We start from the raw sequence: 18910 nt of genomic DNA on the forward strand, positions 1-18910 counted from the left end.
GAGAACACGAAATGATTTTCGTGTTCTTTTTTTTGTAGAAACAGCCGGCCCCTTCTCACGGCGCCAACTGTATTCAAATTATCCCCAAATCTCTTTTGAAATATCGACAATATACTTCAGTTTCGTCCATTGTTCATCCTCAGTCAGGATATTTCCATGATGAGTTGAAGCGAATCCACATTGTGGACTAATACATAATTGCTCCAATGGCACATATTTTGTTGCCTCTTCAATACGAGCTTTAATATTTTCCTTCACTTCTAATTCACCATGTTTGGAAGTGAATACACCCAGCACTACTTGTGATCCACCATTCGGAATGTAATCCAACGGTCCAAAATCACCCGAACGATCATCATCATATTCCAGGAAAAATCCATTTACTTTTTCTTTTGCAAACAATGTTGGCGCAATTTTAGCATAGCTTCCCTCGAACGCCCACTTTGAGCGATAGTTGCCACGGCAAAGATGAGTCGTAATGATTAAATCTTCCGGCTTATCCTCTAATACTCCATTTGCAACACGAAGAGCTAAATCGATTAACTCTTCACGGGAATACCCGCTATCATTGAATGGAATTTCCGGAGCATTCAATCCAGCAATGTACACATCATCGAGCTGTAAATAACGGCAGCCTGCATCATAAAAGGCTTTGATGGCATCACGGTATGTGCTGATAATATCCTTTGAGTATTCTTCAATATCCGGATAAATATCCAAATTGCGAATACCCGCATTAAATAACTGGTTTGGGCTTGGAATGGTTTGTTTGGCAACAGCTCGGTCTCCAACTATTTCTTTAAATTCGATAAAATCTTTAATATGTGGATGATTTGGGTTAAACGAAATTTTACCGATTACCCGCACATCATATCTTTCGGTTTCTTCGCCTTTGAATGAGAAGCCTGAATCTGGAACATACCCCTCGACTCCATTTAAATGTTCAAGGAAATCTGTATGCCAAAATCTGCGGCGAAATTCTCCGTCCGTTACTGCTTGAAGGCCTACTTCAATTTGCTTATCAACAATTTTCTTAATTTCCTCTGTTTCGATGGCATGTAATTCCTGTTCCGAAATATTGCCTCCGTTGAAATCCTTTCTTGCTTTGTGGATTCGCTCCGGTCTTAATAAACTCCCAACATGATCCGCTCTAAATGGTGCCTTTATTAATGTTTTCGTCATATACAATCTCCCACTTTCCCTTTGGTTTTCTTAACGTAAAGCTAGTGTAGCATGGGGAAATTGTTATAACGTAACACCTAAATCCTATTCTTTGTTATAGTCTTAAACTATAACTGAACGATTTCTTGTTCAACAGATTCTTTTAAATACTGTATATACGTATTCGCCATTGTACTATTTGTAACATTTTTATGAGTTATATACCCTACATGAATTTGTTCGTCCACCTTTAAAGGAACCGCTATAATGTCTTTACTGTTTAATTTATGACTGATTACCCCTGTGGAAATCGTATAGCCATTTAACCCGATCAGTAAGTTAAATAATGTGGCACGATCGGTAACCTTTATATTTTTCGGTCTGGAAAGCGTGCTTAAAATCTCCTCCGAGAAATAGAACGAATTATAATCCCCCTGCTCATAGGAAAGGTACGGGTAAGGATCCAGGTCCGATAATGTGACATACTCCTTTTTGGATAGTGGATTTGCCGAGCTAATAAATATGTGCGGCTTTGCTGTAAATAGCTCATGAAACTGTAAATTGCCTTCTCCTAAAAACTTGCTGATTACTTTTTTATTGAATTCATTGACATATAAAATGCCGATTTCGCTCCGTAAGTTTTTGACATCCTCAATAATTTCATAGGTTTTGGTTTCTCGTAAACTGAACTCGTATTTTTCGATATCATAGTCTTTTAATAAGCGGACAAATGCACTTACCGCAAATGCATAATGCTGGGCAGATACACCAAAAAACTTTTGCGGAGACGTTGTATTCGTATAGCGACTTTCTAAAAGTTCCGCCTGCTCAACAACTTGCCGGGCGTATCCTAAAAACTCCGAGCCTTCAGCTGTAATGATAATCCCCTTGTTCGAACGCAGAAAAATCGTGATTCCCAGTTCTTCCTCCAACTCTTTTAGTGCATTGGACAGACTTGGTTGACTAATAAACAGACTTTGTGCCGCTTTATTGATCGATTGACTCCTTGCTACTTCTATTACATATTTTAATTGTTGCAATGTCATGTTTTTATCCTCTTCTTTCTCTTAAAATGTCTCGTATGTTATAAGCTTTACCATATAATGCAACTGCGATAAAAACAATCTTTCCAACGCAAAAAAGGCGCTCCTATTAAAAGAAAGCGCCTAATTTCTTCTTTTCGTATATTGAAAACTATATTAATAGTCTCTTTGCGTATTTCTTGGGGCATCTGCCGCTTCAAATACTTGTTTATCAATGTATTTATGGAAGAACCATTCCCCTAAACCGATGACTACTGCTGAAACAACGGCAGCTGCTACAATACTTTCACTATTTTCAGCAAAGCTTAGTCCCATAAAGTAAATAACAATAGCTGCTAACAGGACATCCGACAATGTGGCGATAATATTTCTTTTATCCTGCTCTGCACGAGCACCCGTATTTTGGAAAATTCCTAAGTCCCCTACAACATAAGCTAAAAGTGTTAACACTAAACTGATTACTAACGTGTCGCTAAATGCGAAATTAAAAATCCCTGCAAGAATAATACCTAAAACCGCCGCAATCATCACAAATTTAATAACCAAGGCCTTAACATGATTCATTTAGAATCCCTCCTTAACTTTGTTATAAAGCTTTAATACCCAATTCTAATATTTTTACGCATTTCGACGGAAAATTACTATATTTTTTTAATAGAAAAGTAGCGGCTCTTCACTCACTAGTCAAAAAGTTTTACTGTATTGGAATGATTTTATTCGGTTGCAAGTATATCTTTAGAAACAATGTAAAAAATAGCAGAGATTAGAAAACAAAATGGTTGAGGTGAAACATATTGGGTATTTTTGACGGTTTGATGGGGAATGCCAGTGAGTTGAAGGCAGAAGACGTTCAAAAGGAAATGGAAGAAATCATCACGAGTAATGAAGTGGTCAAACATGCTTATAAAGTCATCCGAGATACGTTTATCTTTACAAACAAACGATTGATTCTCGTTGATAAACAGGGGATGACTGGTAAGAAAACTGAGTACTTGTCCATTCCCTACAAAAGCATTACAAATTTTTCGATTGAAACGGCCGGAACGTTCGATTTGGATGCAGAATTAAAAATCTGGATTTCCGGTAACAGCATCCCTATTCAGAAGAAGTTTAACAAAGCTACAAATATTTATGCGGTTCAACGGGTTTTAGCAGAAAATATTTTGTCGTCTTGATTATTGGGAAAGACGCAAAACGAATGATTTTGTAGGCTCCTTTCGTGGAGAATCAGAATCGTTCGTTTTTTTGTTTCTTTTATCATTTGTGATTTATGATATGGTAGAAGCAAGAAGGATATTAGAAGATTTTCCGTTATATTAGAACATTTCCGTGCCTTATTAGAACTTCCGCAGGACATATTTGAACATCGGGTACACTTATTAGAAGTTCGTACATATATATTAGAAAATCATACGTTTATTAGAACATTTTTTAGCTTATTAGAACATTGAGCGGTGATATTAGAACTTCTTCCAACCACACGCTCTACGAAAGCGAGGAACCTTTCATGCAAATCGAACTTGATACAAATACGAAAAAATGGATGCAGTCAAAAGGCAAGCCGGTTTCCGTAAAAACCATTTCGGTGAACGCCTGCTGCGCCCCGCCTGTCCAGGAATTGATGACCCACTTAGGTAAGCCGAAAGATGCGCATAATTATAACGAAATCAAAATCGATAACCTGTCCGTTTTCGTTGAGAAGCATCTATCACATAATGAAAAAATCACACTGAAGCTTACAGGCATCGGGGTTTTCAAAATGGTTTCGGCAAAGTTAGGGAGCAATTAATAAGCGATCCCCACACGCGCTTTTATATAATCGCTGCTTTGCAGTAAGCTGTAGGCAAAATCCGCTGTATCCGGAACTGAAATTTGGCTGCCGTCTTCCGGTAGAAAATTGCGTTCTGTACGGTATTTCCCGAGCTTTTCCCCGTCCGGCAAATAGGTAGGGCAGACAATTGTCCAATCAAGGCCGGACTGTTGAAGCAATTCATACACTTTATGGTGTTCTTCTGCAGCTCGGGTTAACTTTCTTTTTGATTCACTTGACTGATAACGCAGCAGTTCCGGGCTGACCCGACTTTGCAGGATGCCGGCAGTACCGATTGTGATAATACGTTTGATGCCTTCCTTTTTCATTGCATCAATAACTAGCGGCATACTTTCGGTTAAAGTCGTTCCCCCATCTGTATTCAGTCCACTTAACACTACATCCACCCCATGCATCGCCCGCTCAACATCTTCTTTCTTCAGCACATTCCCTTGAATAACTGTTAAATTTTCATGATGATTTTCAATTTTGTCCGGTGTCCGAACGAGAGCTGTCACATGATGGCCATCCTGAAGCGCATTCATAACTAAATGACTTCCAACTCGACCTGTTCCGCCTAAAATTAATAAATTCATTTGTAAAACCTTCTTTCTTTCTTATAAAGATACGTCCTTAAACTTACTTTATTATAATGGTCTTCATAAAAAAATGAGAAACTCAATGATTGCCTAGTTTCTCATTTCTGTTTCCCCATATCGAAATTATATTAACGTCTTATATAATGTGCTCCTTTTCTTTTGCTCTTAGCACATGTTTCAAAATTTTCCCTGATGGATTACGAGGCATCTCTTTTACAATTTCTACTATGTGCGGAACCTTATATTTCGCTAATTTACTCCGTGCATGGTCAATAATTTCCTGCTCTGTAATCGCGCCTTCTTCTGCTAGGACAACAATGGCTTTAGGAATTTCACCATAAATTGGATCTGGTATGCCAATAACAGCCGCATCGATTACTTGCGGAATTTGATACAATACATTCTCGACCTCAATCGGATAAATGTTTTCCCCGCCCCGGATAATTAGATCTTTCTTACGATCTACAATATATAAGTAACCATCTTCATCGAGCCGGCCTAAATCACCTGAATAAAGCCAGCCATTTTTAATTACTTGCATCGTTTCCTCATCATTTTTTAAATAACCCTTCATAATTTGCTCACCTTTAATGCAAATCTCGCCGATTTCTCCAACAGGCAGGTCTACACCGTTTGCATCCACAATTTTCAGCTGTGTATTCGGTAGGGCTTTACCGACTGACCCTGCTTTAGTGAGCACTGCTTCATCTGGCAATTCCGTTGCACCAGGGCTACTTTCGGTTTGACCGTATAAATTATGGAACTCCACTTTGGGAAAGGCTTCTTTAAGATTTTTAATAATTTCATGCGGCATTGGTGCTGAACCGTACACCATTTTCCTTACATTAGGAAATGCCTGATTCGCAAAATCAAATTTACTTAGTAATAATGCATACATTGTCGGAACACCAGAAAACACGGTAATCTTTTTCTCTAGGATAGTAGAAATAGTACGATCCGGTATGAACATTTCATCGATTACTAATGTCGCGCCACAATAAATCGTTGATACGGCGATTACATGTAAGCCTGCACAATGGAATAATGGAATTGAAATGTAGACACGGTCTGACTTTTGATAGGCGATACGTTCCGACCATTGCTGCACAGCACTGATGACATTACGGTGGGTTAACATGACACCTTTGGGACGCCCTGTTGTACCAGACGTATAAAGTACCAATGCCGTGTCGTTCGCTTTGTTTTCAACTGGTTGAAGCTCCCTATCACTAGCCTCTGCTTGCAGTTCAGTCCGTGTTTGTGTCCATTCAAATTCATATTCCACCTGCTGCAACGATCCTTCAAGACGCTCATCATAGATTAATCCTTTTGCTTCTGAATGATTGAAAATATATGTCAGTTCATCTGGTGCCAACTTCGTATTGATCGGAAGTAATGTACATCCTGCAAGCTGAACACCATAATACACCGCCATAAACAAATCGGAGTTTAGCAGCATAGAGGCAACGATATCTCCTTTTTTCATGCCTTTACTTTGTACGAATGCTGCAACAAGCTCAACCTTTTTGTAAAAAGCCTCATATGAGATTTCATCGTTATTAAATGCCACCGCAATTGCTTCAGGTGTTTGTTCCACTTGTGCTTTCAAATAATCCGTGATGAACATGTTTTCGCTACTAAACTGATGTTGATCCATTCCCACTCATCCTCCTAATCGGTATTAAAATTCCTATTAGAAACTAATTCTCTTTAATGAGAGTAAATCCTTCTTTCACTCATCCAGTGTAATCGCCCATAAAAAAATAGGAGATGAGAGAAATAATCTCCCATCCCCTAATAATTAACCTTCAATATAATTCGCTTCCAAGCCGCGCGCTACTTCCTTCGTTTTATCCATAACTGCCCGATGTGCCGCCGCAACATACAGCTCGCTTTCGTAAAAACGGAATGGTATTTCCTGGCCTTCATATTGCCACATGAAGAAGTGGCCGTTAATTTTCATATTGACACCGTCTTGTGTGACACTATAGAAATCTCGGTATACGAAATCCGATTTTGTCGCAAAGAAGTTTTGGCATTCCTGTAAGCTGAACGTAGGATTCCCTTCCTGATCATGACGTGTAATTTTATATCGTGGATTCATTCGTGTATTCATTAAAAATCTCCTTTAATAACCATCTATCGTTTCATTATAGTTGGTTATGTTAGTTTAGGCAAAAGAGATCATTCAGGTTCCTTAATGCTTCACTACATATTTTTGCTTTGCTGCAGAAGTTTAGACTTCCCGGATCGTTCCCATTCTCCCACTGTCTCATATGCTTCTTCCGGGGAGTATCCTTTTCCTACTAGAACGCCCATAAGAATAAATTCCTGAAGAATATGAGTAGTGTTTATCCCTCTTTGAAAATCTTCTAATCCTTCTTTCACTAAATATTCGGTATGCCGTATCCATTCATCCGGCGTCTTCCCAAAAATAACAGGGAATTCATTGCTGTGACCTCCGCCTTCTTTCATAGCCATTGCTGCAGCTTTCGTAGGGTGAACCGTTCCGAATGGATGATTCGGTGGAGCGTAGATAGAATATAGTTTTAGTGGGACATTACCGGTATTCGTTAAGTTATGCCATGTTCCGGCAGGGATAAAAATGGCAAAGTCATCCTGGACATTTCTTCTAAAGTCTAATTGATCTTTATTTTTGCCCATTTGAGTTACCCCTTGCCCTTGCTCTATCCGTAAAAATTGATCGACATTCGGATGCATCTCCAGTCCAATATCTTCTCCCGGCTCCAGACTCATTAATGTGAGCTGCAAATGTTTCCCAGTCCATAAAGCCGTACGATACGTATTGTTTTGCTTCGATGCCTCGTTAATATTGATGACAAATGGGGTCGTTCCATAATCCTTTAACATCATTCCATTATTACCACCGGAAACAGGAGAGGGATTTAATTGATTTATAGAAACAGCCCCATATGGGTATGTCCAGTAAGTCGGGGTTCCAACATAATTATACGGCGAAGAATTCACATAATATGGCGCTTGATATGGATACCCATAAGATTGATAATACATTTCTTTCATTCCCTTCACAGAATCATCGTATTATCTATCATATGCGACTGTTTTAAAAACGCCTATTATAGAATATAGTTACCTGTCCCTTCATTTGGTTGTATCATAATTTATGTTCATTTTAAGTTCGTTTAAATCTTTATCAATTTTGGATATTACTCTATGTAACTCTTCATTTTCCGAAGGGGTAAATGTTTCGCCGCTGCGTTTCCTTAAAACTACTGCTTGATTTATGAGTCTTAAACATGTTTTAATCAGTGCCAAATCCTTTTCGATCGCCTCTTTACTTATGTCTATTTCGCCCATTTATAACACTCCCTTCCATAAATTATATAACAGGAAGCACAAAAATACTCCCCTTTGCTTAAAGGAGAGTATTTTTTCATATTTTATTCCCAAATAGCCGATGCCCACTCAGGATGATCGATAAATGGATTACGGTTGTGCTGGTAATCGGTATATATAATTTCATTTCTTGTACGTTCAAAATTGTCGACCGGGTCTTGTTTATGCCATTGGAGCAGTACCGAAAGCTTCCCGTGATAAGGAGCTGTGCCGTTGTTGACTTTATTGTTTAATTCCAAATCTACTTCTCCGCTGTCTCCTTCATAGCGAACCGCCATATAAAATAGCATACGGGCAACATCACCTTTTACACTGTCTCTTGGCTCCCATGAATCAGAATCATAGTAGTTGCCGGATGCTTCTGAATGCTCGTTTCCGCCATTGTCAAAGTCAAGATTGCTTCGCGTACCGTTGACACTGACATCGGTTGGACGCAAATGATGCAAGTCTGTTCCTGCACCCATCGATGTGCCAAAGTCACCGTGCGATTTTGCCCAAACATGTTCACGGTTCCAGTCATTCACGTTCCCGCCGTTTGTAAATTTGCTTTGGGAGCGGCCTGTATAAAGTAGGATGACGTTATTCGAATTGTTCGGATCTTCATCTGTTTCGCGAAGAGCTGTCCATACATTGGAATACGAAATTTCAGTATGGTCATCAATAATATTATGCAAAGCCGATTTTAAAGCTGCACCAGTTTTCCCTATAGCTGCATCATAATAGGCACCCGTTGAAGGATTTGGTGTCGGAGTCGGCTCAGGATCGGCAGGACTTCCCCCCACTACTTCAAAAGCTGTACTATTTTTTAATCCAGGATGAGAAAAGTATGCTGACAAGGCGCCCGTGATTTTCACGCTTTCTCCCATTAATGAAGGATTTGACTTTAATCCGTAAGAAGAGCGGAAAGAAGTTGGAATCTGTACATAGATCATGTTAGCGGTATTCGTTTCGTTCGCATTGTCCGCTATAGCCAATGCATAGTCATTTGGAAAACTGCCTGTAAGGACGGTCGTTGTTGATGTAGGTTGTCCCACCACATAACCTTGAACTGTTTTTGTGGAGTTGTTTTGATTGCTGATTGCCTGAGATACGGAGTAAGGTGTCGACCATGACCCGTCCCCAGCTGCTGCATTTGTAACAGTAGATTGAAGAGGCTGAATTAAAATGAAAACAATAAGTACCCAAGAAAACAGTAGAGTTACATTTCGATTTTTAACCATTTTTCTCCTCCTAGTTATGCAATTTAAGTTCAATCAGCAAACGCCAACCAACTCCTCTTTATATTATCATAAAATTATTAATATTCAGTTAATTTTCGAAGTAAAATCGTTAAATTATTTAATTACTTGTTAAGAATGTGATGGAATTAGTTTAGGCATGCCTATAAAGCAAAAAGGCTAGAAAATGAAATAGTCCACTACTCCATTTTCTAGCGATTAGAAATTTTCACTTTAGCGATTGCCGGAATTTCACAATTTCCACAAGGCGGTTATTCATCATATCCACAGAGTCTTCAAAGTTGTTCAAATACCATTGAATAAGTAATCCGATGATGGCATTTGCATTATAGGCATGCAGATATTTATTTAACTGATGTTCATGCTTTAAATAATCGGTCTCATTCATCAGCTTACAGATTTCATCAAAAAGCATGTAATAATATTTCATCGATACATCTTCAGATAATACAATTTTGTAAAAGTCCTCGTATTTTTTTACGTGGTCGAAAATCTTTACTGAATTTGGGTTTAAGTTGAGACCGTTGACGGTTAATTCCAGTCCTTCTTTAAATGGCTCATCATAAGAAATATGTAGATCCATCATAATTTCCTCGAATAATTCCTGCAGCACATCGTCAACACTTTGATAATGGAAATAAAAAGTGCCCCGGTTAATCGTTGCTTCTTTACAAAGCTCGGTAATTTTAATTTGAGGCAATGACTTTTTCTTCAATAATAACAGTAATGCTTTATGTATTGTTTTTTTCGTTTTGATAACACGAAGATCGTTTTTATTCATGATGACCTCCTTTACTGTACAATTCTAGCAAATATGTTGGATATCGTACAACATGAAGGTTTTTTGCTGATTGAAAACGCTTTATTTTGTGTAATATAATTTTATTGTACAAATGTGCAATAATGATATTTCAGGAGGATGAATTCAAATGAAATTACAAGACAAAGTAGCAATCGTAACTGGTGCAGCTTCTGGTATGGGTAAAGCAATCGCTGAACTTTATGCAAAAGAAGGCGCAAAAGTTGTCGTTTCAGATTATAACGGTGAAGGTGCGAAAACGGTAGCGGACGCAATCGTGGCAGGTGGCGGACAAGCAATCGCCAACCAGGCTAACGTAGCAGAATTAACTGACATCGAGCGTATGTTTGAAGAAACAAAAGCAGCATACGGTCAATTAGATATTTTAGTAAACAACGCTGGAATCATGGACGGCATGGAGCCAGTCGGTGAAATTTCTGATGAGAAGTGGGATCGTCTTTTCTCAGTCAATACTATGGGTGTGATGCGTGCAATGCGTATCGCAACAAACATCTTCCTTGAACAAGGTCATGGTGTTATCGTGAACAACATTTCAGCTGGCGGCCTACGCGGTGCTCGGGCTGGTGCAGCTTATACTGCTTCTAAGCATGCAGTAGCTGGTTTAACGAAAAACACAGGTTATATGTACGCTAATTCTGGTATCCGTTGCAACGGAATTGCACCAGGTGGCGTAATGACAAATATTCAAGCTTCGATGACAGGCATTTCCGAGTTTGGTGCTGCTCGTCAGCAAACGGGGCTTGGGACAATGCCGCGCGCTGGTCAACCGGAAGAAATCGCTAAGCTAGCATTATTCCTAGGTTCTGATGATTCAAGTTTCATCAACGGACAAGTCATTGCTGCTGATGCTGGTTGGACTGCATACTAATTTTCATGTAGCTGATAGATTAAATAGAGAGACAAAATCTTAGATCACTCGGATTTTGTCTCTCTTTTTCTTGCTTTAAACAGACGCCGCTGCATCCTGATCAGCTTTCACACAATCGATTGCAATAACAATAGCAATGATGATTTTTTCCATGTCATCCTTCAGTACTTCTACCTTGTAGCTATCCCCCCATGTAAACCATTCCTTGCTTACTTGCCCGATGACTTCCCCATGCTGTTTTACTGCAAATTGCATATCCCACCAGTTTCCCTCAATTTCCACCCCAACTGCATTCACCGAATAGCGCGCCTTGAAAAGCGAGAGCTCCTTCTGGATTGTCAATACCTCTTGTCCTTCGACTTCCACATAAAATTTTGGCAGCAAGCTGAGCACCTTTTTCGTAATTAGTGCGACTTCATTTCTTGCTGTATCCATAATCGAGTACGTTTTCGGTATTTGCATAAAACTTCCTTCCACAAAATATACATCATTTTCGTGCTGATCCTTTACCGTAAATTTCCCGCTAAGACTGAAAACCTTTTGTTTAATAAAGAGCTGTTTCATTCAAAATACCTCCTCTAGTTAATACCTTTACGATTAAATGAGTAAAAAAGATTCAATTGCTAAAATGTTGATGCGAATAATAAAAGTGAACCTTCCATCTCAAACTTGACTGGAAGGTTCACTTTTTCATTTATATTTTGTTAATAACGCTTCAGGAATATGGCAGTAATCATCCGGACATCTTGTTAACCGGTCCTGATGCTCTTCCGCACTTCTCACATAATTAGTGAGCGGCAGCACTTCCACAACAATCCGGTCAGCATCGGGTCTCGCTGTAATAAATGCTTTTGCATCAATCAAGTGTGCTTTGTTTTCGCTATAGACACCCGTTCGATATTTCTCGCCTACATCCTCGCCTTGTTTGTTCACACTGTACGGATCGATGATTTCAAAAAAGTACCCCATTAATTCGCGCATCGATACAACATTCGGATCAAACTCGGTTTTGACACACTCGGCATACCCATCATAATCGCCGTCCAGAGTGGTTGTCGTTCCGTTTGCTCTTCCCGCTTCAGTATGTGTTACACCAGGCAATGTTTTCATAAATGCCTGTACGCCCCATAAACACCCGCCTGCAAAATATACAGTTTCCATCTCGGTCACTCCCCCTATGTAAACTAGTCCTTTGTGCTATGTATGTCGATCTTTCATTCTCTCTACTATTAGTATACCATTTCAGGCTATACATTTTTAGACTACTCTTTTAAAATTTCCGTACTATACTGATAATACAAAATGAAAGGGGTGTGTCCTATGAAAGATCAAACAGATGTCCTCGATCGGGGTCCTTTTTTTCATGGTACGAAAGCAGAACTAAATATCGGGGATCTATTGGAGCCTCTTCACTTATCCAATTATCAGGATAAGAAATCGAACTATATTTACTTTACCGCAACATTGGAAGCTGCAAAATGGGGTGCCGAATTGGCAAGATCAACAGCAAAAGAGCGAATTTATATTGTTGAACCATTAGGTGAATTCGAAAATGACCCGAACGTTACGGACAAAAGATTCCCAGGTAACCCAACACGCTCATATCGTTCGAAATCTCCTTTGAAAATAGTCGCCGAATTAGGTTGTTGGGAGCGCCATTCCGATGAAGTCATCAATCATATGCTGGCATCTTTAAAGAAGTTAAGCGATGAAGGGAAAAATGTTATTTACGATTAAACCGGTAAAAAGCCAGGTACACAATATGCTCTTGTGTGTACCTGACTTTGATTACTTACTGTCTCGATGTTGATTGGCTAACAACTTGTTTCTTAATGCTTCATCACTTGCATAAATGTAGAGCCCTTTGATGCCGCGCTTCATCAAAATATTAATCGAGTTCAGGACAATCTTTTCTTTCGCTTCGTTCACATTGGCTATGCCATCTGTGCCCGAATAAGCACCTTTATCCATATACTTGCTCGGATCAATGACAAGTTCGTCTTTCGCTTCATCGTATTGAACTGACGGTCCGAGTACAACGCCAACATAATTTAAATCAAACCCTTGAATCGTATAGATTGAGCCCGCCTCATGAATCGTTTCAGGCTTTTCCGCCCACGTATATTTCGTACTCGTCGTATTCCACGGCATTTTATATTCACCGTTGGATTCGTTCACATAATACGTCCCGCCATCTTTTTTATGCAAGTAATCAAATGTCGAGACAACCCGGCTTAAGCCGAACTCACTGTTTCGCATTTTTATTGCATCATGCATATCCTTCATCGACTCAAACACTTTGAATTCATAGTTTTTATCATGAGGGAGCGGCAGAAGCTGCTTGTTTTTGAAGGCATTGATCCAATTGATGACATCATCATTTGCCTGCATGCGGAACTGGTTTGTTAACTGATATTCTTCATTATATAAGCTTTGTTTTTTTAAATGTTCGGGTGTTGCTGCACCCCAGAGGCTCTTCAATTTCAGCACCTGATTTTGGTCGTAAATAATGACAACGATTTTTGCTAACTTTAACAGCTCCTCCAGGTGATTGTTACCGTGGAAGTTATTATACGTATCCGGCTTTGTGAGCAATAAATGCGCTTCATCCACAAAAATGATGTCCGCCTTTTTATTGTCTTTTTGAAGCGAGTTCACTAAAGGTGTCGGTTTCGCAAAGTTTTTTGCCTTTAAATGCTTCACCTGTTTCGCAATTCCTTTATACGTTTTGAACATTTCTTCATGATTCACAACCAAATAATTTTCCGTCTGATGAAGCGGTGACGAAGCTTCCTCCGCCCGTTCTTGAATCGTATTGAAAATCGAACTTAGCACAACACTTTTCCCGACACCTGCTTCGCCTTCAATGACCAATAAGCTGCCGTATTCTTCAGGTGCGGCAATTACTTGTTTCTCACAAAATTCGAGCACCTTTTCTTTAAGTTCCAGCTGCTCGATCGATAGCTCTTTAAACGGCGATAATTTAAATATGTCTTTGTTTTCGATGACATGCAGTTCATGGTCGACCAGCTTTTGCTCGTGCAGCCTCTGCCAGATTTCTTTAAACAGCTGCTGATCATAATACGGCTTGTCGTAATAATTGTGCGTAAAATCGCTCGCCGTTTTACTTTTGTTTTGAAGTCTATATTTTTCATCACCAAGAAAGTAATTGATCAGCTTCGTTTCTAAATGGAAGGTTGCCGAACGGTTGAATTTCTCATGCTTAATGAGATTAATCTGATTGATGTTGTTACGGGCATTTAAATGCGCTTTCATCCGGCTTTTAAAATACACCGTCTCCCCTATGTAAGCTTCTTTATTGCCATTCAATACGTAGATGACCGGGTAATTTAAATAATGTTCATTATTATTAATCTGATTGATGCTCTCTTGCTTGAACGGCCAGGACAGTATTTCGATTGCTGACATATTTTCACCCCAATCCATTTAATTTTCTAAATCCAATTGCTTTAGTTTTCCATCATGATAAGTAGAATTATTATCTCATACAAACAGTAAATATACATTGCCATTAGCAATGTATGAAATATTTGAAAAACCTAAAAAACCTTTCCATTTAATATCAATGGAAAGGTTTTAACTGACAGATAGAGCAAAATATCTTTACTTCGCTGTTTTTAATTTATCCCGAACGTTATTTATACTTTCTGTGCATTAATTAAGCACTTATCAATTGTATTTTCATTAATACCTTGTTCTCTTAAATATACTTTTTGTACTTTTCCATTTGATGTCTTTGGAATACTTTCGTAAAACTCTATATATCTTGGTACCATAAATTTTGCCATATGGTCTTCAGCATACTTAAATAATTCTTGTGCGGTTAAATTTTCACCTTTTTGTAATACTACGCAAATTTTAACCTCGTCCTCATTCAATTCAGATGGTACTGCAATTGCAGCTGTTTCGAGAACGCTTGGATGGGCATTAATAATTTTCTCCACTTCAAAAGAAGAAATATTTTCACCCTTCCTACGGATTGCATCTTTTTTACGATCCACGAAGTAATAGTAACCGCTTTCATCTTTATAACCAAAATCCCCTGTATGAAACCACAGATTTCTGAATGATTCAACCGTTTCTTTATACATATTATAATATCCTTGAGCTAAGCTGTACGGTTGTTTAGATCTAACGATGATTTCACCCACTGTATTTACAGGAACTTCTTCGTCAAAATCATCTACTATCTTTATTTCATAGTTATCATTGGCTTTACCACAAGAACCCGCTTTAAATTCACCATATTCACAGCTAGTGAGAAAGGCTGTTTCCGTAGCGCCATATACTTCTACAACTTTTGCTCCGAAACGTTCTTCAAATGCATCGGATAATGCGGATGGCCCAATGTATACCGAGCGCAAATTATGATTTTTATCGTCTGGTGTGTCTTTCTGGTTTAATAAAATAGGAATCATTGCAAAAATTACGTGTGCCACTGTACTCTCATATTTTCGTATATCATTCCAGAAGTTCGTAACACTAAACTTCTCTACAACCGCTATTTCCGCACCGGCTACGAGCACAGACATTATCCCCAGTTGGTGAGCAATTGTGTGAAATAGAGGTAGTGGTGTATACAATTTGTCGTTAGCCGAGAAATTATTGATTTTTAGCCAGTCGGTTGCAATTAAAATACAATGTCGATGTGTTACAACTACTCCTTTAGAAGGACCTGTTGTACCAGATGTATACATGATAGATTGTATATCAGTATAATGCACATCGATTTCAATTGGTGCTGATAATCCTGCCAATAATTGTGAGAATTTAATATAAGAATGATCTGAATCATTATTAACAATTACATGTTTAATTTTAGGACATTCATGAAGTACTTCCTCTACCACATCTAAATACTCTGTACCTACTATAATTGCAACACTATCAGATTGATCCAGCTGATACTGTAATAATTGTTTTTTATGAGCAGTATTAATAGGTACTTCCACTGCTCCGATCTTTAATATACCAAAGGCAGATAGTACGAATTCTTTTCCGTTCCCCAATAACATGGCAATTTTATCGCCTTTTTTTATTCCTAAATCCAATAAACTATTTGCGATTCTATTAGATAGTTCATCAACTTCTTTATACGAAAAACGTTGATCGGCAAAATTTAAAAATGTTTTATCCGGTGATTCCTGAGCTCTTAATTGAAGTAATTCCCCTACTGATTTTTCGAACATATCCTCTTCCCCCTACCAAGCTTTTTCTAATAGATCGATAACATCTTCTCTACCATTAATCTTTCTCGGATTTGTTGCTACAATGAAATCTTCTAGCGCATCTTTTGAAATATGTGCAAAATCTTCTTTTGTAACGGTTGTGTCACGTAATCTGGAAGGTAAGTCCAAACTAACAATTAAATCTCTTACAGCGCCTGAAGCTTTTTTTGCGGCTTCTTTATCTGATTCGGTCTCACTGGCAACTCCTATTGCACGAGCAATCATCGCTTGGCGGTCCATTGTCACTTCTAAATTGTAGTCCATGACAGTAGGCAGCATTACACATGATGTCACACCATGTGGTACATTACATCTACCTCCAAGCTGATGCCCGATTCCATGACTGAGTCCTAAATTTACATTGGCTAACCCTGAAATTGATAACCATGCTGCCATTTGTAAATAAGATCTCGCTTGCATATCTTCTGGATTTTCTTTGCATTTCGGCAAATATTCGAATAATAACCGCAACGCTTCTTTTCCTAATGCATCTGTATATGGCATATGACCGTCCGAACATATCGACTCAATTGCATGGTCAACAGCGCGCAATCCTGTTGATAACCATAACCATTCCGGTGTATATAGGCTTAACTTCGGATCATGAATAACAGCTGTAGGCGTTAATTTAGGATCAATAGCCCCTACTTTTACTCGTGTTATTTCATCGGTCATACCGCCAATATGAGTAAATTCTCCTGCTGAAAGGGTAGTTGTGATCGCAATATGGGGAACTGGATTATTTGATAATGGTTTAAAAGTTAATTCACCTGTTTGATAGTTAAATTTTATTGGATATTCATCTAACTGTTCTTTCGTAGTTATATTTTCAGCTAATACCATTGCTAAACACTTCGCTGAATCTACCGGGCTTCCTCCACCAACACTCAAAATACTATCTGCATCTGTTTCACGCATTTTTACTGCCATATCTAAAACAAGTGACTTCGGTACATGCGCTTTCATACCTTGATATACGTAGGCAATACGGTCTTCACCAATTAATTCCTTAATTTGATTAATGATTGGTGTTTTTTCAGCTACAGAATTTCCTGTTACTATAAATACCTTGTTCATATTATGCATATCCAGTAAGGCAGGCAATTGATTGATAGAATCCTCACCATATACATAATTGCTCATTGGCAGCATCAAAAAGTTACCTTCCAACTTTGTATCAACTAACTTTGACATACTTGACCCCCTTTATTTTTGGTAGTTTAACTCTTCCATTAAAATTGGCATGCCTTCTTTAAAAGTATCCATTCCTACTTCTGCTGCAAGCTGGTATACTTCCAATATTTCTTCTTTTGTTGCACCATATTTAAGGGCATTTTGTATATGCGCTTTTAAACCCGGAGTATATAAATGTGTTGCTGAAGCGTCTCCTGCTATATAAATAAATTCTTTTTGCTTTGGTGTTAATGTACCGTTTTTCCATGGAATTGTTGAAAACTTAATGTAGACTTCAAAAAATTCATCATCCAACAACAGCAATCCATCCCAGAACTCATTCCAATAACCTCGTCCTTCAATAAAATCTTTCTTTAATTGTTCTTTTCTTTCATTAAGCGTTCGATCGATTGGTGCAATTTTTTCCACTTCTTCGATTAATACGGGCATTCCTTCTAAAAAAGTATGCATCCCAATAACACTTACTAATTGAAACACTTCTAGAATTTGTTCTTTAGTCGCTCCAAATGACATGGCCTTTTCAATATGTGTTTTCACTGCTGGTGTATACAGGTGAGAGGCATTCGAATATATTGATAAATAACAAAGCTCCTTCGTTAAAGGATCAACTGCACCTTTACTCCAAGGTACTCCTGTAAAACCTAAGTACGCTTCAAAAAAGTCAGGATCCATTTCAAGTAACCCATCCAATGAGTCATCCCAATAACCTCTTAAATCGATAAATCGTTGTTTTAATGCTTCCTTCATTGCAATCATCTCCCTCAGATTAATTATTTACTTATTAAAGCCTTTCTTCGTTGCAACCAAACATAGTTTTCCAATAGACCTATGAATACCATATATCGGAATCTTCTGAATATTAATTCCAGAGTAAGGAAGTCGTATTAATAGCACCGTTCCAACTCTCCTATTAAACAGGAATTATCTCAATCTATATTTTCTTTATTTTAAAATCCTCAATAACTGGTCAGCATACACTTTTGCAATCTCCTCAGGCGTTTTATCACCGTTTGGTTTATACCATGCCTGAATAGAATTAAGTGCCCCCATCATCAGGAAACGAGTCAACTTCACATCTTCTGTATGGAACTCTTTATTTTTTATGCCTTCCTTAATAATCCGATCTAAAATCTGATTAAATTTATCTCGGCCTTCTGTTATCAATAAAAAGTTCTGCTCTGAGAAAATATGCTGTAAATTATTTGCTAGACTAAAAATTGGTTTTTCATTGATTTGAAAAATAATATATTGATAAATTAGTTCTTCCAATTTCTGTGTCGTAGTGAGTTGACTATTATATATTTCTTCGATTAGTTTAATACTCTCATCAATAATCATCATGTTGCATTCAAAATAAAGCTCTTCTTTATTGGCAAAATAATAATAAAGGCTTCCCTTTGTCATTAACAATTCCTGTGCGACATCTTCCATTGTCGTTCTTTCATAGCCTTTAACTGCGAGTAAATCTATTGCAACCCGCAAAATATCGCTCTTTTTCTTTTCCATTTTTAATTCTCTTAATGTCTTTTTCATTTGCTTTTACCTACTCC

General features: G+C 38.2%; 21 protein-coding genes. 4 read left to right on the forward strand and 17 right to left on the reverse strand.

Annotation, left to right across the window (positions count from 1 at the left end; translation table 11 throughout):
- Nucleotides 1-78 precede the first annotated feature (78 nt).
- The 3 genes from MHB58_RS15745 to MHB58_RS15755 all read right to left on the reverse strand — a co-directional run bounded on the left by MHB58_RS15745 (nt 79) and on the right by MHB58_RS15755 (nt 2768).
- Complete coding sequence (locus MHB58_RS15745) at nt 79-1182, reverse strand: 5-methyltetrahydropteroyltriglutamate--homocysteine S-methyltransferase (RefSeq protein WP_340735550.1); 1104 nt, start codon at nt 1180-1182, stop codon at nt 79-81.
- A gap of 107 nt (nt 1183-1289) precedes the next feature.
- Complete coding sequence (locus tag MHB58_RS15750; RefSeq protein ID WP_014822937.1) at nt 1290-2207, reverse strand: LysR family transcriptional regulator; 918 nt, start codon at nt 2205-2207, stop codon at nt 1290-1292.
- 153 nt (nt 2208-2360) lie between these two features.
- Nucleotides 2361-2768 carry a DUF2512 family protein gene (locus tag MHB58_RS15755; RefSeq protein ID WP_340735551.1) on the reverse strand — a complete coding sequence of 136 codons (408 nt, stop codon included), beginning with the start codon at nt 2766-2768 and terminating at the stop codon, nt 2361-2363.
- Nucleotides 2769-2998: 230 nt separating this feature from the next.
- Here MHB58_RS15755 and MHB58_RS15760 point away from each other — a divergent pair, with 230 nt between their 5' ends.
- Both MHB58_RS15760 and MHB58_RS15765 read left to right on the forward strand, forming a co-directional pair.
- Nucleotides 2999-3379: a PH domain-containing protein gene (locus MHB58_RS15760; protein WP_008405260.1), complete on the forward strand. Its 381-nt coding sequence runs from the start codon at nt 2999-3001 to the stop codon at nt 3377-3379.
- A gap of 332 nt (nt 3380-3711) precedes the next feature.
- Nucleotides 3712-3993 carry a CC/Se motif family (seleno)protein gene (locus MHB58_RS15765; RefSeq protein ID WP_014822935.1) on the forward strand — a complete coding sequence of 94 codons (282 nt, stop codon included), beginning with the start codon at nt 3712-3714 and terminating at the stop codon, nt 3991-3993.
- On the opposite strand, the gene MHB58_RS15770 is transcribed toward MHB58_RS15765, so the two are convergent.
- The 7 genes from MHB58_RS15770 to MHB58_RS15800 form a co-directional block, all read right to left on the reverse strand.
- Nucleotides 3990-4610 carry an NAD(P)-dependent oxidoreductase gene (locus MHB58_RS15770; protein WP_014822934.1) on the reverse strand — a complete coding sequence of 207 codons (621 nt, stop codon included), beginning with the start codon at nt 4608-4610 and terminating at the stop codon, nt 3990-3992. The two genes, MHB58_RS15765 and MHB58_RS15770, sit on opposite strands and share 4 nt — an antisense overlap.
- 139 nt (nt 4611-4749) lie before the next feature.
- Nucleotides 4750-6270 (reverse strand): class I adenylate-forming enzyme family protein, encoded by a 1521-nt coding sequence (locus MHB58_RS15775; protein ID WP_340735552.1) that lies wholly within the window; start codon nt 6268-6270, stop codon nt 4750-4752.
- A gap of 144 nt (nt 6271-6414) precedes the next feature.
- Nucleotides 6415-6729 (reverse strand): excinuclease, encoded by a 315-nt coding sequence (locus MHB58_RS15780; protein WP_340735553.1) that lies wholly within the window; start codon nt 6727-6729, stop codon nt 6415-6417.
- Between the two features lie 92 nt (nt 6730-6821).
- Nucleotides 6822-7646, reverse strand: coding sequence for a cupin domain-containing protein (locus MHB58_RS15785; protein WP_340735554.1), 825 nt, complete (start codon nt 7644-7646; stop codon nt 6822-6824).
- A 90-nt stretch (nt 7647-7736) separates the two neighbouring features.
- The gene (locus tag MHB58_RS15790) at nt 7737-7952 is read right to left on the reverse strand and encodes a phosphoglycerate mutase (protein WP_065216854.1); all 216 of its coding nucleotides are present in this window, start codon (nt 7950-7952) and stop codon (nt 7737-7739) included.
- A gap of 83 nt (nt 7953-8035) precedes the next feature.
- The gene (locus tag MHB58_RS15795) at nt 8036-9211 is read right to left on the reverse strand and encodes an endonuclease (protein ID WP_340735555.1); all 1176 of its coding nucleotides are present in this window, start codon (nt 9209-9211) and stop codon (nt 8036-8038) included.
- Nucleotides 9212-9437: 226 nt separating this feature from the next.
- Nucleotides 9438-10010, reverse strand: coding sequence for a TetR/AcrR family transcriptional regulator (locus tag MHB58_RS15800; RefSeq protein ID WP_014822929.1), 573 nt, complete (start codon nt 10008-10010; stop codon nt 9438-9440).
- 148 nt (nt 10011-10158) lie between these two features.
- On the opposite strand from MHB58_RS15800, the gene MHB58_RS15805 reads away from it, so the two are divergent.
- The gene (locus tag MHB58_RS15805; RefSeq protein WP_340735556.1) at nt 10159-10917 is read left to right on the forward strand and encodes an SDR family oxidoreductase; all 759 of its coding nucleotides are present in this window, start codon (nt 10159-10161) and stop codon (nt 10915-10917) included.
- 75 nt (nt 10918-10992) lie between these two features.
- On the opposite strand, the gene MHB58_RS15810 is transcribed toward MHB58_RS15805, so the two are convergent.
- Together MHB58_RS15810 and MHB58_RS15815 are read right to left on the reverse strand one after the other, a co-directional pair.
- Nucleotides 10993-11481 carry an LURP-one-related/scramblase family protein gene (locus MHB58_RS15810; protein ID WP_065216852.1) on the reverse strand — a complete coding sequence of 163 codons (489 nt, stop codon included), beginning with the start codon at nt 11479-11481 and terminating at the stop codon, nt 10993-10995.
- 126 nt (nt 11482-11607) lie between these two features.
- Complete coding sequence (locus MHB58_RS15815; protein WP_340735557.1) at nt 11608-12078, reverse strand: peptide-methionine (S)-S-oxide reductase; 471 nt, start codon at nt 12076-12078, stop codon at nt 11608-11610.
- A gap of 159 nt (nt 12079-12237) precedes the next feature.
- Between MHB58_RS15815 and arr the strand changes: the two genes are divergently transcribed.
- A complete protein-coding gene (arr, locus tag MHB58_RS15820) occupies nt 12238-12654 on the forward strand; it encodes an NAD(+)--rifampin ADP-ribosyltransferase (RefSeq protein ID WP_014822925.1) in 417 nt (138 codons plus the stop codon).
- A gap of 51 nt (nt 12655-12705) precedes the next feature.
- Here the strand turns inward: arr and MHB58_RS15825 are convergent, their stop codons facing one another.
- The 5 genes from MHB58_RS15825 to MHB58_RS15845 form a co-directional block, all read right to left on the reverse strand.
- A complete protein-coding gene (locus tag MHB58_RS15825; RefSeq protein ID WP_340735558.1) occupies nt 12706-14346 on the reverse strand; it encodes a DUF2075 domain-containing protein in 1641 nt (546 codons plus the stop codon).
- A gap of 230 nt (nt 14347-14576) precedes the next feature.
- A complete protein-coding gene (locus MHB58_RS15830; RefSeq protein WP_340735559.1) occupies nt 14577-16127 on the reverse strand; it encodes an AMP-binding protein in 1551 nt (516 codons plus the stop codon).
- Between the two features lie 12 nt (nt 16128-16139).
- Nucleotides 16140-17360, reverse strand: a complete 1221-nt coding sequence (locus MHB58_RS15835; protein ID WP_340735560.1) for an iron-containing alcohol dehydrogenase — start codon at nt 17358-17360, stop codon at nt 16140-16142.
- A gap of 12 nt (nt 17361-17372) precedes the next feature.
- The gene (locus tag MHB58_RS15840; RefSeq protein ID WP_340735561.1) at nt 17373-18107 is read right to left on the reverse strand and encodes a carboxymuconolactone decarboxylase family protein; all 735 of its coding nucleotides are present in this window, start codon (nt 18105-18107) and stop codon (nt 17373-17375) included.
- A 195-nt stretch (nt 18108-18302) separates the two neighbouring features.
- A complete protein-coding gene (locus MHB58_RS15845; RefSeq protein WP_340735562.1) occupies nt 18303-18893 on the reverse strand; it encodes a TetR/AcrR family transcriptional regulator in 591 nt (196 codons plus the stop codon).
- Nucleotides 18894-18910: the final 17 nt, after the last annotated feature.

It is taken from the genome of Solibacillus sp. FSL K6-1554, assembly GCF_038005185.1.
Lineage (GTDB): Bacteria > Bacillota > Bacilli > Bacillales_A > Planococcaceae > Solibacillus > Solibacillus silvestris.

Bases quoted from the DNA above. Each gene is read 5' to 3' on its own strand.
- arr (WP_014822925.1), top strand. From the start codon at position 12,238: ATGAAAGATCAAACAGATGTCCTCGATCGGGGTCCTTTTTTTCATGGT.
- MHB58_RS15770 (WP_014822934.1), bottom strand. From the start codon at position 4,610: ATGAATTTATTAATTTTAGGCGGAACAGGTCGAGTTGGAAGTCATTTA.
- MHB58_RS15810 (WP_065216852.1), bottom strand. From the start codon at position 11,481: ATGAAACAGCTCTTTATTAAACAAAAGGTTTTCAGTCTTAGCGGGAAA.
- MHB58_RS15825 (WP_340735558.1), bottom strand. From the start codon at position 14,346: ATGTCAGCAATCGAAATACTGTCCTGGCCGTTCAAGCAAGAGAGCATC.
- MHB58_RS15815 (WP_340735557.1), bottom strand. From the start codon at position 12,078: ATGGAAACTGTATATTTTGCAGGCGGGTGTTTATGGGGCGTACAGGCA.
- MHB58_RS15835 (WP_340735560.1), bottom strand. From the start codon at position 17,360: ATGTCAAAGTTAGTTGATACAAAGTTGGAAGGTAACTTTTTGATGCTG.
- MHB58_RS15765 (WP_014822935.1), top strand. From the start codon at position 3,712: ATGCAAATCGAACTTGATACAAATACGAAAAAATGGATGCAGTCAAAA.
- MHB58_RS15790 (WP_065216854.1), bottom strand. From the start codon at position 7,952: ATGGGCGAAATAGACATAAGTAAAGAGGCGATCGAAAAGGATTTGGCA.
- MHB58_RS15785 (WP_340735554.1), bottom strand. From the start codon at position 7,646: ATGTATTATCAATCTTATGGGTATCCATATCAAGCGCCATATTATGTG.
- MHB58_RS15845 (WP_340735562.1), bottom strand. From the start codon at position 18,893: ATGAAAAAGACATTAAGAGAATTAAAAATGGAAAAGAAAAAGAGCGAT.
- MHB58_RS15840 (WP_340735561.1), bottom strand. From the start codon at position 18,107: ATGAAGGAAGCATTAAAACAACGATTTATCGATTTAAGAGGTTATTGG.
- MHB58_RS15780 (WP_340735553.1), bottom strand. From the start codon at position 6,729: ATGAATACACGAATGAATCCACGATATAAAATTACACGTCATGATCAG.
- MHB58_RS15750 (WP_014822937.1), bottom strand. From the start codon at position 2,207: ATGACATTGCAACAATTAAAATATGTAATAGAAGTAGCAAGGAGTCAA.
- MHB58_RS15805 (WP_340735556.1), top strand. From the start codon at position 10,159: ATGAAATTACAAGACAAAGTAGCAATCGTAACTGGTGCAGCTTCTGGT.
- MHB58_RS15800 (WP_014822929.1), bottom strand. From the start codon at position 10,010: ATGAATAAAAACGATCTTCGTGTTATCAAAACGAAAAAAACAATACAT.
- MHB58_RS15795 (WP_340735555.1), bottom strand. From the start codon at position 9,211: ATGGTTAAAAATCGAAATGTAACTCTACTGTTTTCTTGGGTACTTATT.
- MHB58_RS15755 (WP_340735551.1), bottom strand. From the start codon at position 2,768: ATGAATCATGTTAAGGCCTTGGTTATTAAATTTGTGATGATTGCGGCG.
- MHB58_RS15775 (WP_340735552.1), bottom strand. From the start codon at position 6,270: ATGGATCAACATCAGTTTAGTAGCGAAAACATGTTCATCACGGATTAT.
- MHB58_RS15745 (WP_340735550.1), bottom strand. From the start codon at position 1,182: ATGACGAAAACATTAATAAAGGCACCATTTAGAGCGGATCATGTTGGG.
- MHB58_RS15830 (WP_340735559.1), bottom strand. From the start codon at position 16,127: ATGTTCGAAAAATCAGTAGGGGAATTACTTCAATTAAGAGCTCAGGAA.